This is a genomic window from Nocardiopsis sp. NPDC006139 (assembly GCF_040614155.1).
Lineage (GTDB): Bacteria > Actinomycetota > Actinomycetes > Streptosporangiales > Streptosporangiaceae > Nocardiopsis > Nocardiopsis changdeensis.
In genome coordinates, this window is record NZ_JBEXTT010000014.1 from 1 (window position 1) to 15,130 (window position 15,130).

General features: G+C 74.6%; 19 protein-coding genes. 13 read left to right on the forward strand and 6 right to left on the reverse strand.

The genetic code is table 11. The features are described from left to right. Positions 1–122 precede the first annotated feature (122 nt). Both ABZ249_RS19380 and ABZ249_RS19385 read left to right on the forward strand, forming a co-directional pair. Positions 123–719 carry a hypothetical protein gene (locus tag ABZ249_RS19380; protein WP_355264635.1) on the forward strand — a complete coding sequence of 199 codons (597 nt, stop codon included), beginning with the start codon at positions 123–125 and terminating at the stop codon, positions 717–719. Then, positions 716–1,660 carry an aminoglycoside phosphotransferase family protein gene (locus ABZ249_RS19385; RefSeq protein WP_355264638.1) on the forward strand — a complete coding sequence of 315 codons (945 nt, stop codon included), beginning with the start codon at positions 716–718 and terminating at the stop codon, positions 1,658–1,660. Before ABZ249_RS19380 ends, ABZ249_RS19385 begins: the two co-directional genes overlap by 4 nt. 76 nt (positions 1,661–1,736) lie before the next feature. Here ABZ249_RS19385 and ABZ249_RS19390 read toward each other — a convergent pair whose 3' ends face one another. From ABZ249_RS19390 to ABZ249_RS19400, 3 genes are all read right to left on the reverse strand, one after another. After that, a complete protein-coding gene (locus tag ABZ249_RS19390; protein ID WP_355264641.1) occupies positions 1,737–2,987 on the reverse strand; it encodes an aromatic acid/H+ symport family MFS transporter in 1,251 nt (416 codons plus the stop codon). A 294-nt stretch (positions 2,988–3,281) separates the two neighbouring features. Then, positions 3,282–3,596 (reverse strand): hypothetical protein, encoded by a 315-nt coding sequence (locus ABZ249_RS19395; RefSeq protein ID WP_355264644.1) that lies wholly within the window; start codon positions 3,594–3,596, stop codon positions 3,282–3,284. A 293-nt stretch (positions 3,597–3,889) separates the two neighbouring features. Further along, a complete protein-coding gene (locus tag ABZ249_RS19400; protein WP_355264647.1) occupies positions 3,890–4,765 on the reverse strand; it encodes a helix-turn-helix domain-containing protein in 876 nt (291 codons plus the stop codon). 162 nt (positions 4,766–4,927) lie between these two features. On the opposite strand from ABZ249_RS19400, the gene ABZ249_RS19405 reads away from it, so the two are divergent. From ABZ249_RS19405 to ABZ249_RS19415, 3 genes are all read left to right on the forward strand, one after another. Beyond that, a complete protein-coding gene (locus ABZ249_RS19405; RefSeq protein WP_355264650.1) occupies positions 4,928–5,143 on the forward strand; it encodes a 4-oxalocrotonate tautomerase family protein in 216 nt (71 codons plus the stop codon). Between the two features lie 333 nt (positions 5,144–5,476). Continuing rightward, positions 5,477–5,656, forward strand: a complete 180-nt coding sequence (locus ABZ249_RS19410; RefSeq protein ID WP_355264653.1) for a hypothetical protein — start codon at positions 5,477–5,479, stop codon at positions 5,654–5,656. Then, positions 5,653–6,474, forward strand: coding sequence for an alpha/beta fold hydrolase (locus tag ABZ249_RS19415; protein ID WP_355264655.1), 822 nt, complete (start codon positions 5,653–5,655; stop codon positions 6,472–6,474). The genes ABZ249_RS19410 and ABZ249_RS19415 overlap by 4 nt, the downstream gene beginning before the upstream one ends. A gap of 34 nt (positions 6,475–6,508) precedes the next feature. Here the strand turns inward: ABZ249_RS19415 and ABZ249_RS19420 are convergent, their stop codons facing one another. Next, the gene (locus ABZ249_RS19420; RefSeq protein ID WP_355264658.1) at positions 6,509–7,285 is read right to left on the reverse strand and encodes an SDR family oxidoreductase; all 777 of its coding nucleotides are present in this window, start codon (positions 7,283–7,285) and stop codon (positions 6,509–6,511) included. Positions 7,286–7,482: 197 nt separating this feature from the next. Here ABZ249_RS19420 and ABZ249_RS19425 point away from each other — a divergent pair, with 197 nt between their 5' ends. Further along, positions 7,483–8,352 carry a helix-turn-helix transcriptional regulator gene (locus ABZ249_RS19425; protein WP_355264661.1) on the forward strand — a complete coding sequence of 290 codons (870 nt, stop codon included), beginning with the start codon at positions 7,483–7,485 and terminating at the stop codon, positions 8,350–8,352. A gap of 39 nt (positions 8,353–8,391) precedes the next feature. On the opposite strand, the gene ABZ249_RS19430 is transcribed toward ABZ249_RS19425, so the two are convergent. Then, positions 8,392–9,188, reverse strand: a protein-coding gene (locus ABZ249_RS19430; RefSeq protein WP_355264980.1) for an IS5 family transposase whose coding sequence is annotated in 2 segments (ribosomal slippage) — positions 8,392–8,852 and positions 8,852–9,188 — 798 coding nt in all. Because the reading frame shifts where the segments join, the coding sequence is not laid out codon by codon here. A 152-nt stretch (positions 9,189–9,340) separates the two neighbouring features. Here ABZ249_RS19430 and ABZ249_RS19435 point away from each other — a divergent pair. Then, positions 9,341–9,709, forward strand: a complete 369-nt coding sequence (locus ABZ249_RS19435; RefSeq protein ID WP_355264664.1) for a VOC family protein — start codon at positions 9,341–9,343, stop codon at positions 9,707–9,709. Between the two features lie 96 nt (positions 9,710–9,805). Continuing rightward, positions 9,806–10,279: a carboxymuconolactone decarboxylase family protein gene (locus tag ABZ249_RS19440; RefSeq protein ID WP_355264666.1), complete on the forward strand. Its 474-nt coding sequence runs from the start codon at positions 9,806–9,808 to the stop codon at positions 10,277–10,279. A gap of 57 nt (positions 10,280–10,336) precedes the next feature. Here the strand turns inward: ABZ249_RS19440 and ABZ249_RS19445 are convergent, their stop codons facing one another. Then, entirely contained in the window at positions 10,337–10,966 is a 630-nt protein-coding gene (locus ABZ249_RS19445) for a LysE family translocator (protein ID WP_355264669.1), read from the reverse strand. A 149-nt stretch (positions 10,967–11,115) separates the two neighbouring features. Here ABZ249_RS19445 and ABZ249_RS19450 point away from each other — a divergent pair, with 149 nt between their 5' ends. From ABZ249_RS19450 to ABZ249_RS19470, 5 genes are all read left to right on the forward strand, one after another. Further along, complete coding sequence (locus ABZ249_RS19450; RefSeq protein ID WP_355264672.1) at positions 11,116–12,684, forward strand: GMC family oxidoreductase N-terminal domain-containing protein; 1,569 nt, start codon at positions 11,116–11,118, stop codon at positions 12,682–12,684. 187 nt (positions 12,685–12,871) lie between these two features. Next, positions 12,872–13,084 (forward strand): helix-turn-helix transcriptional regulator, encoded by a 213-nt coding sequence (locus tag ABZ249_RS19455; RefSeq protein ID WP_220561926.1) that lies wholly within the window; start codon positions 12,872–12,874, stop codon positions 13,082–13,084. A 114-nt stretch (positions 13,085–13,198) separates the two neighbouring features. Beyond that, positions 13,199–13,879, forward strand: a complete 681-nt coding sequence (locus ABZ249_RS19460) for a YceI family protein (protein WP_355264675.1) — start codon at positions 13,199–13,201, stop codon at positions 13,877–13,879. Positions 13,880–13,881: 2 nt separating this feature from the next. Continuing rightward, positions 13,882–14,412: a sigma-70 family RNA polymerase sigma factor gene (locus ABZ249_RS19465; protein ID WP_355264678.1), complete on the forward strand. Its 531-nt coding sequence runs from the start codon at positions 13,882–13,884 to the stop codon at positions 14,410–14,412. Next, complete coding sequence (locus ABZ249_RS19470) at positions 14,409–15,119, forward strand: zf-HC2 domain-containing protein (RefSeq protein ID WP_355264681.1); 711 nt, start codon at positions 14,409–14,411, stop codon at positions 15,117–15,119. Before ABZ249_RS19465 ends, ABZ249_RS19470 begins: the two co-directional genes overlap by 4 nt. The last annotated feature ends 11 nt before the right edge of the window (positions 15,120–15,130 follow it).

Genomic DNA, 15,130 nt, shown 5'->3' on the forward strand with positions numbered 1-15,130 from the left:
GCGCCCCGCGGCCCCAGCCGGGCCACGAAGCGGCCGACGTTGGTGGCCCCGCCCATCGGCACGATCGCCGCGCCCAGGAGCCGCGGGCCGGCCCGGGGCCGCCGCCCGACACGAGAGCACCGATGCTGCCCGCCGCACCCGCGCCCATCGCCTCCTGGTCCTGGGAGGTCTCCTCCGACACCGACGACCTCACCCTCGCCGACGCCTGCGACCGGCTGCACACCGCCGCCGACGTGCTGGCCGGCGAGGGCCTGTGCACCCCGCGCACCCTGCGGGTGTCCTGGCTGCGCCCGGGCGAGGGCTACTCCGGCTTCGCCTCGCTCATGGACCTGGACCCGGCGGCCGGGGCCACCGCCGCCGACCTGGCCGAACGGGTGCCGGTGGGCCGCCCGGCGGGGCTCCCGGACGCCGAGCCCCAGGCGCTCACCCTGGCGGGGCCGGGCACCTGGATCGACGCCGCGGGCGAGGAGCGCCGCGCCCACGGCCTGGTGGAGGCCACCGTGTACCTGGCGCCCTGGTTCCTGGAGGTCACCGTGGGGGTGCGGCACGACGTCTGGCTGCGCGCCGACTTCTCCGGCCGGCCCCACCCGCAGGTGTACCGCCGCAACGCCCCGCGGCTGGCCGCCGCCCTGGAGGGTATCGAGAAGGCCCTGGGCCTGGAGACCTCCCCGGGCGAGCCGACCCCGCACGGCGTCCCCGACAGGTACGGCATCTCATGACCGCGCCCGTCCACCGGAGCACCCCTCTGTCGGGCGGCACCTACAACACGGTGCACCTGCTCGCCCACACCGACGGCACCGAGACCGTGCTCAAGACCGAGCCGCCGGCCGCGCAGCCGCGCCTGTCCTACGAGCACCGGCTGCTGCACACCGAGGCGCGCTTCTACACCCTGGCCCGGCCCCTGCCGGGAGCGCTGCTCCCCGATCCCCTGCGCCTGGAATCCCTGCCCGGCGAACCGGAGCGGTACCGGCTGCTCCTGACCCGGCTGCCGGGAGTCCCGCTGGAGGAGGTGCGCGCGGGGCTGTCCCCGACCGGGCTGGCCGCCGTCCGCCGCGCGCTGGGCGGGGCCCTGGCCGAACTGCACACGCTCACCGGCACCGGGTTCGGCTACCCGGACCGCCCGGCCCTGGCGGCCGCCGCCTGGCCCGACGCGTTCGCGGCGATGGTCGGGGCGCTGCTGGCCGACGCCGACCGCACCGGGGTGGCGCTCCCCTGGGGCCCGGACCGCATCCGCGGCGCGGTCGACGACCACCGCGGCCTGCTGGGGGCGGTGGACACCCCGGTCCTGGTGCACTTCGACCTGTGGGACGGCAACATCCTCGTGGACGGGGCCCCCGACGCGCCCGCGCTGAGCGGGATCATCGACGCCGAGCGCGCCTTCTTCGGCGACCCGGCCGCCGACCTGGTCTCCCTCGCCCTGTTCGGGGACATCCGGGAGGACACCGCGTTCCTGGACGGGTACCGCGAGGCCGGCGGGACCCTGGAGTTCACCCCGGACCTGCTGCGCCGCCTGGCCCTGTACCGGGTCTACCTGCACCTGATCATGTACATCGAACCCGCCACCCGCGGCGTCCCGGCCGACCGCGCCGACCGGCTGCGCGCCTTCCTGCGCCCCCTCCTGGACGCCGACCTCGCGGTCCTGTCCCGCCCCCTCCCCTGACCCGCGGGCCGGGGAGGCCCGGGCGGCCGGGCACGGCCCGTCCCGGCGGGGCCGGGACGGGCCGTGCGGGCGGGGGTCAGGCGCGGGTTCCGGCCTCGGTCCCGGCCGCCGGGTCGCCCGCGGCGGCCGGGCGCTTGGCCGCGAACACCGCGAGCCCGCCGACCAGGCCGACCACCGCGAAGATGTAGAACCCCCACGGGTAGGCCAGCCCCGCCGTCAGCAGCACGCCGCCGATGATCGGGCCGGTGATCGCGCCCAGGCGCCCCACGCCCGCCGACCAGCCCAGCGCCGTCGCCCGGTTCGCGGGCGGGAACATGCGGCCGATATAGGCGTAGACCAGCACCTGGGAGCTGAACACGAAGCAGCCCGCCAGGAACACCGCCACGTACGCGCCGACGCCCGGCAGCTTGATGCTCAGCGCCGCCAGCATCAGCGCCGAGACCCCGAACCACACCAGCGCCGCCCGGCGCGGGCCGACCCGGTCGGCCACGGACCCGGCGACCAGCAGGCCCGCGACCGCGCCCGCGTTCAGCGCCAGCAGCAGGCCCAGGGCCGCGTCCAGCTCGTACCCGGCCTCGCGCATGATCTGCGGCAGCCACGTGTTCAGTCCGTACACCAGCAGCAGGCCGGTGAAGGACGCCAGCCAGAACGCCAGGGTGGAGCGCGCGAACCCGTTCTGGAACAGCGACTTCACCGAGGCCAGGCCCGCGCCCACACCGCCGGTCCCGGTCCTGGCGGCGGGGGTCCCGAAGGACTGCGACTCGGGCAGGTGGCGGATCATCAGCGGCACCAGCACCAGGGCGGGCAGCGCGCCGATGACGTACATGGCCCGCCACCCCAGGGAGGGCAGCACGATGATGCCGAGCAGGGCGGTGAGGACGGCGCCCACGTGGTAGCCGGTCATCAGCGTGGTGGTGGCGCTGCCGCCCTTGCCGTTGCGGGCGTACTCGGTGGCCAGGGCGATCGCGGTGGGCAGGCAGCCGCCCAGGCCCACGCCGGCCAGGAAGCGCAGCAGCCCGAAGACGAACAGGGTGGGGGCCACCGCGCACAGCGCGGTGAAGAGGGAGAAGCTCGCGACGGCGAAGATCAGCACCTTGCGGCGGCCGATGACGTCGGTGACGGTGCCGATGGACAGGGCGCCGATCGCCATCCCGGCCAGGCCCGCGGTCGACACGGCGGAGCCGCTGTTGGGGGTGATGCCCCACTGGCCCTCGTCGAGCAGGGTGGGGAGCGTGGTGCCGAGCACCACCATGTCGAAGCCGTCGAGCATGACGGCGGTCCAGCACAGGGGCATGAGCCACCCGGCACTGCGGGCGGTCTGGTTCACGGTGCGCCTCCTCGGTGTTCCGGGCGCGCGGGGGCGCCTCGACGTACGTGTCGTGGATGTGACGCAGGGAGGTCCACTGCGTGAAGCGCGACACAATCACGCATATTGCCACTGTTTCGCAGAACGCACAAAGGTTCGCATAGCGAACACGGGTGGATGTGGTTCTCCCCGTGCCCGAGAACGCCGACCCCACCGGGGCTCCCGCGCCGGGGGACGCGTCACGGTCCGGTCGAAAAAGGAGGAATCCGCCCGCGCCCCGGCCGCCGGAGACACCGGGGACGCCCGGGACACCGCTCAGCGGGTCCGCAGCGGCGGCCGCCCCAGCACCTCGACGTACACGATCCGGCCGAACACCACGTCCAGGTTGAGCATGCCGACCTCCGGCAGCAGCGCCACCGTCCGGTGCCCCTCCCCGAACTTCGTCCCCGGGGGATGGTCCGCCGTGTAGAAGCTCTGGCAGAAGTCGTCAACGCACTCGCACGCACGCACCAGCCGGATGTCGTGGGCGACGATCGCCAGGTCCCGCTCGCCCTCCGCCTCCAGCAGGGCGGCGAGCTCGGCGACCAGCTCCGGGTGGACCTCGCGCACCAAGGGGGGTTCACGATCCATGGGCCGAGCCTAGGACGCCGCCCCGACATCCCGCCGCAGTACCTCCGCCGACGGCCGCGCCGCCCCGGGTGCCCCGAGCACGACACCGCCGGCTCCGGCCGGGCGAAGGCCCCGCACCCGGTCCAGGTGGTCGGCGGGCGCCGTCCGCGCCTCCGGGTGCCCCGTGATGCCGGAGCACGGGCCGCCGGACCGGCCTGCCCTGTGGGTGCGCCCCTTCGCCCGCTGCGCCCCGGGCGTTCGCCCGGTTCGACCTGACGGACACGTACCCCGCCCCCGGGCATCACCGCCCTGGGCTACGAGAAGGCGTGATCGTTCCCGGGCCGGGTGTCCGGCCCGAGGTCCTGGGTGCCCAGGACCGAGAGCAGGTCCAGCTGCTCCGCCGCCCCGGTGCCGATGACCGGGCTGAACCACAGCAGCCGCTGTCGGCCGTCCTCACCGAACAAGGTCAGACAGTTCACATCGACGGCGCCCAGGCGCGGATGCAGGATCCGCTTCCGGTCACCGCGGCGCACGGCGATGTCGTGCCGTTCCCACAGGGCCGTGAACTCGGCGCTGCGCCGCAGCAGGTCGGCCACCAGGGCATCGGCCTCCTCCCGTTCGCGACCGCTGCGGCGGGCGATCGCCGCGCGCAGGTCCGCGACGAACGTCCACGACTGGCGCGGGTGGTCCTCCACCGGGTAGAGGGACCGCGCCGCGGGGTCGGTGAACCACCGGTGGACGAAGCTCGCCCCCATGCCGGTGGCGGGCGGGGCCGCCCCGAACAGGGCGACGGCGAGGCGGTTCTGCACGAGCGTGACGTGCAGGTCGGTGATGACCTGGGCGGGTGTGGTGGTCAACCGGTCGAGCAGGTCCAGCATGCCGGGGTGGACGTGCGAGGACGGACCTCCGGAGGGCGGGACCGGGCGTCCGGCCAGGTGGTACAGGTGGTCCCGCTCGTCCGCGTCCAGGCGTAGTGCGCGGGCGAGCGCCACCGCCATCTGCTCGGAGGGCTGCGCGCTACCGCGTTCGAGCTCGATGTAGTAGTCGACGGACGCCCCGGCCAGCTGGGCCACCTCCTCCCGGCGCAGCCCCGGCACCCGCCGCCGGGGCCCGCCGGGCAGGCCGACGTCCGCCGGGCGGATCCGGTCGCGCCGCGACCTCAGGAAGACACCGAGTTCGGTCAGGTTCATCTTCCAAGTCTCCGGCAGGCGCGTGCGCTGATCCAGGGGGTGGCACCCCCCGGGTGAACGGCCACTGGAACCGCGGCGCCGGCACGGCGAGTCTGGTGCCGACACGAAGAGGGGCCGGCCATGAGCGCCGGCGGCACCACGGCATCACCAGGAGGAACGACCATGCCCTACGCCAACTTCAAGGTCCCCGCGGGCACGCTGACCGAGGAGCAGAAGGAGGTCATCGTCCACCGCACGACGGACCTGTACGCGGAGATCTACGGCGACCGGGTCCGCCCCAACACCATGGTCCTCGTCGAGGAGGTCGCCGACGGCGGCTGGGGGATCGGCGGTGACGTGCTGACGCTCGCCATGATCCAGGGACCGCCCCGGGCCTGACGGGCCCTCCCCCGCCCGTGTGCGACGACCGCACACGGGCGGCCTCCGCCCGCGGTGCCCGTATTCCATGACGATGGGATCCCGGGAACACCCGAGGCCCCCGTCGCCGTGGGAACGGGAAGGAGGCGCACAGGCGGACGCGGACGCCGGCCTCCCGCTGCGTCCACCGGTTCGCCCGAGGGGCCTGGCGGGGGCCGGAGCGGGGCGGTCGTGGCCGGAACCGGCATGGCCCCCCTGTCCCGACACGGTTTCTGCGATCATCGTGGCCGACCCGTCCCTGCACGCCGCCGTCCTCGGGCACGGCCCGTCCGGTTCCCCTGGGCGGAACCGGTCGTGAGGAACCACAGCGGCCCGCCGTACACCTCCGAGTTCACCCCGGCCGTCTGGGGCAGTATGGCCCTGCACCTGCCGGTCGTCCCGACCGTCGTGGCCACCGTCCTGTTCGTGCGCAGGCCGGGGGCCATGCAGGCGTCCCGGCTCACCGCCCGCCCCGAACGACAGGAGCACCCGTGACCGCGCACACCACCACTCCCGAGGGCGTCCACGTGTGGGAGGCCGCCGGGCCGCCCCGGGCCCTGGTCCAGCTCCAGCACGGCTACTCCGAGTACTCCGAGCGGTACGTCACCCTCTACGGCGGCCTCATCCCGCACCTGGTGGAACTCGGCTTCGAGGTGTGGGCCCAGGACCTGGAGGGACACGGCGACTCCCCCGGCCGCCCCGGGTCGCCGGACGTGCGCCGGTCCGTGGTCGACCACGTGCTGACGCGGCGGCGCATGCGCGAACGGGGCCTGCCGGTCCTGCTCTTCGGGCACTCCCTGGGCGGGCTGGTGACGGCGGGCTCGGTCACCGTCGACCCGCAGGACGTTGCGGGCGTGGTGCTGACCTCCCCGGCCCTGATCCCGCTCCCGCCGCCACCGGTACTCGAGGCCGTGAAGCTGGCGGGGCTGCTGTTCCCCCGGCTGCCCGCGCCGATCCCCCGGCGCGGACCCGCCCGGCTCACCCGCGTCGCGGAGTACGTCGAGGCGGGCGAGCGGGACACACGGGTCTTCCGGGGGCGCATGCCCCTGCGGACTGCGGCGAGCGTGCTGGAGGTCAACGCGGGCGTCCGCCGAAGGATCGCGCACTGGCGCACCCCGTGCCTGGTGGTGCACGGCACCGGGGACAACGTCACCGACGCCGGGCAGAGCCGCGCGTTCGTGGAGTCCCTGCCCGTCGAGGACAAGGAGTTCCACGCGGTGGAGGGCGGCTACCACGAGCTCCTGCACGACATCGACGGGGCGCGGACCCTGGAGCTGGTCACCGCCTGGCTGGACCGCCGCGCCCGCCGCTGACCGCGGCACCGCGGCGGGACGCGGTCTCCGGCGGTCAGCCGGCCTGGCCGGTCGGCATGATCGTGACCTGCTGGAGGTTGACCCGCGGCGGAAGAGAGGCGAGGAACCCGACGCTCCGCGCGATGTCCTCGGGCGTGAGCCACTCCATGGTCTCCTTGGAGCCCTCCAGCCACGCGCGAGCGCCCTCGTCGGTGACATGGCTCTGCAGCTCTGTACCGACGATGCCGGGCTCGATCGCCGAGACCCGCACCCCCTTCGCCCCCAGCTCGGCCCGCAGGTGCCGGGAGAGGTGGGTGACGTACGCCTTCGTCGCGGAGTAGACGGCGAAGTCCGGGAAGATGTTCTGCGCCGCGATCGACGACGTGTTGACCAGGTCGGCGACACCGCGCTCCTCGGCGGCCCTCACCAGCTGCGGCGTGAACGCACCGATGACGTTCATCAGGCCGGTGATGTTGAGGTCGATCTGGTGCCGCCACTGGCCGGTGGCCAGCTCCTCGATCGGGGCGGGCAGCATCACGCCCGCGTTGTTGAACAGCAGGTCGGCCCCGCCGGACTCGGCCGCGACCCGGTCTGCCGCCGCCCGTACCGCCGCCGCGTCGGTCACGTCCAGGGCCAGGGGGCGGGCCTGGCCGCCGTCCTTCTCGATCCGGGCCGCCAGCCGTTCCAACCGGTCCGCACGCCGGGCCAGGACGACGACGCGGGCGCCGAGTCCCGCCAGGTGCTCGGCCGACGCCTCGCCGATACCGCTGGAGGCGCCGGTGACGACCGCGACACGGCCGGTCAGGGGGCGGGCGGAGGTCTGCGTGGTCATGGGGCACACCTTTCGAGGTGGGTGGGATGGGGTCGGGGCCGCGGCCTGTCGCCGCCGGCTCCTCCACCAGAACACCACCCCGGGACGCCTCACGGGGCGCCGGAAAAGGCCCTGACCAGGCAGGTATCCACAAGAAAGGTACCGACAGTGCCACCCGGGCCGGGGCGCGGCCCGTTCCCGCCCGCCACACTGGGGACATGGACGACCGTGGCAACGAACTCGCCGACTTCCTGCGCACCCGCCGCGCCCGGGTCACCCCCGACCAGGCGGGGCTGCCCGACGACGGCCGGGCCCGCCGCGTGCCCGGCCTGCGCCGCGACGAGGTCGCCAGGCTGTCCGGGGTCAGCACCGAGTATTACACCCGCATCGAGCAGGGCCGGGCGCAGAACCCCTCCCCCGAAGTCGTCGAAGCCCTCGCCGTCGCCCTGCGGCTGGACCCCTCCGAGCGAGAGCACCTCACCGACCTCCTGGCACGGCCCGCGCCGGCCCGCCGCGCCCCGGCCGCACCCCAGCGCGTGCGACCCGGGCTGCACCTGATGCTGCAGACCCTCGACCACGTTCCCGCGTTCGTCCTCGGTCGGCGCACCGACGTCCTGGCCTCCAACCGCCTGGCCCGCGAGATCCTCACCGACTTCGACGCCCTGCCCACGCCCCGCCGGAACCTGGCCCGCTACTACCTCCTGGACCCCGAGGCCCGCGAACGGGTCGGCGACTGGGAGCGGATCGCCGCCGAAACCGTCGCGATCCTCCGTCTGGAAGCCGGCCGAAGCCCACAGGACCGCCGACTCGCCGACCTCGTCGGCGAACTCACGTTGAAGTCACCGGAGTTCTCCGCGTGGTGGAACGACCACCGGGTGCTGCGCCGGACCCACGGCGCGAAGCACTACCACCACCCCCTCGTCGGCGACCTGCACTTCTCCTACGAGTCGTTCCAGGTGCCCGGTGACAGGGACCAGACGCTGTGCGTCTACAACGTCGAACCCGGCTCCGAAACCGCCCGGGCCCTGCGGCTCCTCACTGGTTGGACGGCCCCGCAGCCGACGGAGGCACCGGAACGGGGTGCGTAGTGGACCGGGCCGCCGAGGTCCGGGACCTAAGAGCTCATCTCATTTGGTGAGTCGGCGGTAGCAGATCAGTGTGCAGGCGATGCCGGCGAAGGCCAGGAAGTGGTCGGCCTTGCGCTCGTAGCGGCGGTGCAGTCGGCGGCATCCGGCCAGCCAGGCCATGGTGCGTTCCACCTGCCACCGGTGTCTGCCTAACCGCTGCGAGGACTCCACACCCCGGCGGGCCAGCCGGTGCACGATCCCCCGGCACCGGAGCCAGCGGCGCAGGTGGGCGTAGTCGTAGCCCTTGTCGCCGTGCAGCTTGCCCGGTCTGCGCCGCCGGGGTCCGCGACGGGAGCGGATCGGAGCGATCCCTTCCACCAGGGGCTGCAGCGCCTGGCTGTCGTGGGTGTTGGCCCCCGAGATCGCCATGGACAGGGGCAAACCCTGCCGGTCGGTGATCAGGTGGATCTTCGACCCCTTCTTGCTTCGGTCGACAGGATTCGGACCCGTCAGGTCCCCCCTTTGAGGGCCCGCATGTTCACCGAGTCGATCGCGCACCGCGACCAGTCCAGCTCACCGCGAGAGCCGAGCTCGTCCAGGACCAGGCGGTGGAGCTTGGCCCACACCCGGGCCCGGGTCCACTCGGTGAAGCGCCGGTGCGCGGTGGGCCCGGAGGGGCCGAACACCGGCGGGAGCTGAGCCCAGGTACAGCCGCTGGTGGCCACGAAGATGATCGCGGCCAGCACTTGGCGGTCACCGTGTCTGCGCCGCCCACCGCCCTGGGGGCGGGTGGGCGCCTCGGGCACCACCCGCTGGAACAGTTCCCACACCTCGTCCGGCACCAGCCGTTCCACCATCGACACAGGAGCAGGCTACCGAGAAACCAAATGAGATGAGCTCTAAGGAAGCACCACCTGGACAATGTAGATCAATACGGACACGCCGGTCGGGCGACCCGCCCCGTCGTCCCGTGGTGTACAAGGGAACGGTCCCCGAATTGGAAACCGGAGTGCCCGTGCGCATGCGCCCCACCGCCGTCACCCTCGACTGCGCCGACCCCCTGGAGCTGGCCGCGTTCTACTCGCGGGCCACCGGCCTGCCCCTGGACCCGCGGTCCACCGCCGACTTCGCCGCGCTGGAGCCCGGGGACGGCATCGCCCTGGCCTTCCAGCGGGTCGACGGGTACCGGCCGCCGCGCTGGCCCGGGCAGGAGGTCCCCCAGCAGATCCACCTCGACTTCGCGGTCGGGGACCCGGACGCCGCGCAGGCCGAGCTCCTGGCCCTGGGCGCTACCGCGCCCGCCGGGCAGCCGAACGCGGAGCGGTGGCGGGTGCTGCTGGACCCCGCCGGCCACCCGTTCTGCCTGGTCCGGGGCTGATCGGCGGACTCCTTTCCCGGAGGTGTCACAGAACGCGGGTCCGCCGTGTCTTCAAGGGCACCAGTGCATCACCACCGATGACAAGGAGTGCCCTCCATGGAAGCCCGTCTCAAGCTCCTCGGCAACCCGGCCGCGGAGAAGGCCCTCAAGCACCTCGCCGCGGTCGGCCGGGCCCTCGACGAATCGCCGCTGTCCGGCGTCACCCGGGAGCTGGTGCTGCTCCGGGCCAGCCAGATCAACGGCTGCGGTGTCTGCGTCGACATGCACACCAAGGACGCCGAGCACGCGGGCGAGACCTCCACGCGCCTGCACCTGGTCTCGGCCTGGCGCGAGGCGACGGTGTTCACCGACGCCGAGCGGGCCGCCCTGGAGCTGACCGAGCACGCCACCCGCATCGCGGACGCCGCCGGGGGCGTGCCCGACGAGGTGTGGGACAACGCCGCCGCGCACTACGACGAGGAGGAGCTGACGGCGCTGGTGACGGCCATCGCCGTCATCAACGCCGCCAACCGCCTGAACGTCATGACGCGCCAGCCCGCGGGCGGCTACCGCCCCGGCATGTTCGCCTGACCCGACGGGAACACGGGCCCGGCCCCCGACCGCTGCGGCGGCCGGGGGCCGGAGCCCTCAGGCGTGGCGGCCCGACAGGGCGACGACGCCGCCCAGGCCGATCATCGCCACGCCGCCGCCGGCGGACAGGTCGGCCAGGCGCCGCGGGGAGCGGTCGAACCAGTGGCGGGCCCGCCCCGCCCCCAGCGCCCACAGGGCGTCGCACACCAGGGCGATGGCGACGAAGACCGCGCCGAGCAGGAGGATCTGCACGGGCACCGAGCCGGCGGCCGGGTCCGTGAACTGCGGCAGGACCGCCGCGAAGAACACCAGGGTCTTGGGGTTGGTCGCCCCGACGACGAAGCCCTGGGCCAGCAGCCGGGTGGCCGTGCCGTCCGCCGGCTCCGGCTCGGCCGCCCGGTGGCGGTGGCGGATCGCCGAGACGCCGAGCCAGACGAGGTAGGCGGCCCCGGCCAGCTTCAGGACGGTGAACGCCGTCGCGGAGGCGGCGACGACCGCCCCGACCCCGCAGGCGACCGCGACGATGAGGGGGAGGTTGCCCAGGGCGTTGCCGAGCACGCTGAGCAGGCCGCCGCGGCGGCCGAGGGAGAGGGAGCGCCCGACCACGAAGAGGACGCTGGGGCCGGGCACGAGGACCAGCAGAAGGGCGACGGGGACGAAGGCGAGGAGTTGTTCGGGAGGCACCATGCCCGCACGTTACTCCCCCGTGCGGCCGCCCCGCCCGCCGTTTTCCCGGCTCGCGCGTACCTCCGGGAGGGGTGAACCCTCCCCGGAATCGGGTACATTCCCGGCGCCCCGGGTTTCCCCTGCGGCGCCCCGGCCACTGGGAAGAGACCATGCACCACGAGAACACCCCCACTCACACCGGCACCGGAACCGGCGAGGGAGCCGACTACATCGTGGTCGGCACGGGCCCGGGCGGCTCCCCGGTGATCCGGCGGCTGATCGACGCCGGGCACCGGGTGACCGTCCTGGAGGCGGGCCCCACCGACGCCCGGCCCGGCATCGAGGACCCGCGCGCGGCGTTCTCCCTCTTCGGCACGGAGATCGACTGGGGTCTGCTCACCGAGCCGCAGGAGCACCTGGGCGGGCGCGCCCTCTACCTGCCGCGCGGCAGGGTCCTGGGCGGGACCAGCGCGATCAACGGGATGGCCTACGTCCGCGGCGCGGCCGCCGACTTCGACGCCTGGGAGGCCACCGGGGCCGCCGGCTGGGCGTGGCGGGACGTGGAACCGTACTTCCGCAGGCTGGAGGACTTCGGCCCCGGGCCGGGCGCCGGGCGCGGAACCGGCGGGCCGCTGCCGGTCCGGCGCAACGACGACCCCGACCCGGTGGCCGCGGCGTTCGTCGCGGCGGCCGAGGGGGCGGGGTACCCGCGCAACGACGACTACAACGACGACGGCGGGCCCCTCGGGGCGAGCCTCGTCCAGGCCACCCTCGTGGACGGCGGCCGGGTCACCGCCTGGCGCGCCTACGTGGCCCCGGTCCTGGGCTCCCCGCTGCTGACCGTGGTCACCGAGGCGCACGTGACCCGCGTCCTGGTCGAGGACGGCCGCGCCGTCGGCGTGGAGTACCGCGGCCCGGACGGGGAGGCCCGGACCGTGCGGGCCCGGCGCGAGGTGGTCCTGGCCGCGGGCGTGTTCGGCACACCGCAGATCCTCCTGCTCTCGGGGGTGGGGCCCGCCGGGCACCTGCACGAGCACGGCATCACCCGGGTCGTCGACCTGCCCGGGGTCGGCGAGAACCTGCGCGACCACGCGGTCGTCCCCGTGGTCTGGGAGCGGGCCGGCGCGGCGCCCGGGGTCCCGGGCATGGGGGTGCAGGCGCAGCTGGTCCGCGAGGGCACCGAGAACTCGATGATCCGCCCGGACCGGCAGGGCATCGTCATCCCCTACGTCTACTCGACCGTGCGGGAGGGCCTGCCGGACTCGGGGTTCACGACGGTGGCGGTCGTGCTGCACCCGTACAGCACGGGCACGGTGCGGCTGCGCTCGGCCGATCCCGCCGACCCGCCGCGGATCGACCCCGCCACGCTGTCCGATCCCAGGGACGTGGAGGCCCTGATCGAGGAGGTCGCGGTGCTGCGGGAGCTGGTGCGCCGTCCGGAGCTGGCCGCCCACGTGGCCGCCGAGGTGCACCCCGGCGAGGCGGACCTGCGGGCCTACGTGCACGCGGCGGCCGACGCCGGGCACCACCAGGTGGGCACCGCGCGCATGGGGACCGACGCCCTCGCGGTGGTCGACCCGCGGCTGCGGGTGCGGGGTGTGGCGGGGCTGCGGGTCGCGGACGCCTCGGTCATGCCGTTCACCCCGGCGGGCAACACCGCCGGCCCGACCTTCATGATCGGCGAGCGCGCGGCGGACCTCCTCCTGGAGGACCTCGCCGCGGCCCCGGACCGGCCCTGAGCACGTACGAGGCCCCGCCCCCCTTGCCCTACTTATCGAATTTCGATAGATTCCTATCGTTGTCCGATGGAGGGGAGTCCATGGAAGACCCGGCCGCGCCGCCGTGCGCCGCTCCCGGGACGGTGTTCGGTATCGTCGGCAGCGCCGAGGCCCCCCGGACGCAGGCCGAACCGAAAGAGGTCGTGTGATGCCGATCGTCGTCGACATCGACGTGATGCTGGCCCGGCGCAAGATGTCCGTGGGCGAGCTGGCCGAGCGTGTCGGCATCACCCCCGCCAACCTCGCCGTCCTCAAGAACGGCCGGGCCAAGGCCGTGCGATTCACGACCCTGGACGCCCTCTGCGAGGCACTCGACTGCCAGCCCGGCGACCTGCTGCGCCGGGAGCCCGCCGCCGAGTGATGCCGTTCATACCCCCCGGCGTTGAACCGGAGGACCCCCTCCCCCGTTTCCCGGGGTGAGGAGTCGGACGCACCGGGTGCGGACGACCGGTGATCCACGAACCCGAGGGGGACCATGCGAACCGGAACGAAGATCGCGGTCGGGGCGGGCGCGGCCGTCGTGGTGCTGGGCGGGGCGGCCCTGGTGTTCGGCCCCGGCCTGTACGCGGGGATGAACGCCGACCGGGCCGCCGAGGAGCCCGCCGTCGACTCCCCCGGGGTGGCCGACGTGACCGATGTGTCCGAGTTCGACGGCGACTGGACCGTGGCCGGGGGCGAGTCCTACGCCGGGTACCGGGTGGACGAGGTGCTCCAGGGCGAGGACGTCACCGTCACCGGCCGCACCCCGGACGTGACGGGCACCGTCTCCGTCGCGGACGGGTCGGTCACCGCCGCCGAGATCACCGTGGACATGGCCACGGTCGCCACCGACAGCGACGCCCGCGACGCGTACTTCCGCGACAACGCCCTGAACACCGACGAGTTCCCGACCGCGACGTTCGCGCTGACCGAGCCGGCGGCCGTGGAGCCGGGCGCCGAGTCCGTGGCACTGGTCGGGGACCTCACCGTCCACGGGGTCACCCTGCCGGTGACCGTCGACGCCGAGGTCGGCCTCACCGAGACCGGGGCGCGGGTCGCCGGGAGCGTCCCCGTCACCTTCGCCGACTTCGGCGTCCAGGCCCCCGACCTCGGCTTCGTGTCCGTGGAGGAGGCCGGCGAGGTCGAGTTCCTGCTCGACCTCGTGCAGAATCCGTGACCATGGACCCGCGCGGCCCCGGCGGGCGGGCGGGTCCCCGGGAGGACCTGCTCACCGCGCTGCACGCGGCGCACGCCGACAGGCTGCACCGGTACGTGCTGCGGCTGACCGGCGACGTCCCCCTGACCCAGGACGTGGTCCAGGAGACCCTGCTGCGCGCCTGGCGCCGTCCCGAGGTCATGGCGCGCGAGGAGGGCGCCGTCCGGGCCTGGCTGTACACGGTCGCCCGCAACCTCGTCATCGACGAGAGGCGCAGCGCACGGCACTCCCGCGAGCTCACCACCGACCGGCCGCCGGAGAGCCCCCAGGCCGACCGCAGCCAGGCGGTGCTGGACGCGTGGCTGGTCTCGGACGCCCTGTCCGCGCTGTCCGCCGAGCACCGGGCCGTGGTCGTGGGGGCGTACTACCGCGGCCGGTCGGTGGAGGAGCTCGCCGCCGAGCTGCGGATCCCGGCGGGGACCGTCAAGTCCCGCCTGCACTACGCCCTGCGCGCCATGCGCCTGGCCCTCCAGGAGAAAGGAGTCTCGCCATGACCTCCCCGGTGGCGGGCGGGGGCGACCCGTACCGCGAGTGGGACGGAGCGTACGTCCTGGGCGCGCTGAACCCGCGGGAGCGCCGCGAGTTCGAGGAGCACCTGCTGGTCTGCGGCTCCTGCCGGGAGGCCGTCGCGGAGCTGGCCGGCATGCCCGGCCTGCTGGGCGCGGTGCCCGCGGAGGAGGCCCTGGCCGCGGCGGACGGCCCGCCCGCGCCCGGGGTGCCGGACGCCGTCCCGCTGGCGTCGGTGGCCGCGGCGGCCCGGCGGCGCCGGAACCGGGGCCGGGCGCTGCTGGCGTCGGTCGCGGCCGGCGCGGTCCTGGCGGCCGGGGCCGGCGGCTGGGCCGCGGGCCGGGGGGCTCCGGAGCCCGCCGCGCCGGTGGCGCAGGCGCCGCGGACCGTCGAGTTGAGCCCGGTGGGCGAGGTCGAGCTGCGGGCGTCGGTGACGGCCACCCCCACGGCCTGGGGGACCCGGTTCGACTGGACCTGCGACTACCCGGCCAGCGGCGGGGACGAGGGCATCGTGTACACGCTCGTCCTGGTGGACGAGGAGGGCGGGCGGTCGACGGCGGCCACATGGTCGTGGTCGGAGTCCGGCTCCCCCTCGGGGCTGGGGGCCTCCACCGCGCTGCCCCTGGACCGGATCGACAGCGTCGAGATCGGCCTGGCGGGGACCGGGGACGCGCTGGCCTCCGGCCGGGTGTGACCCGCCCCGGG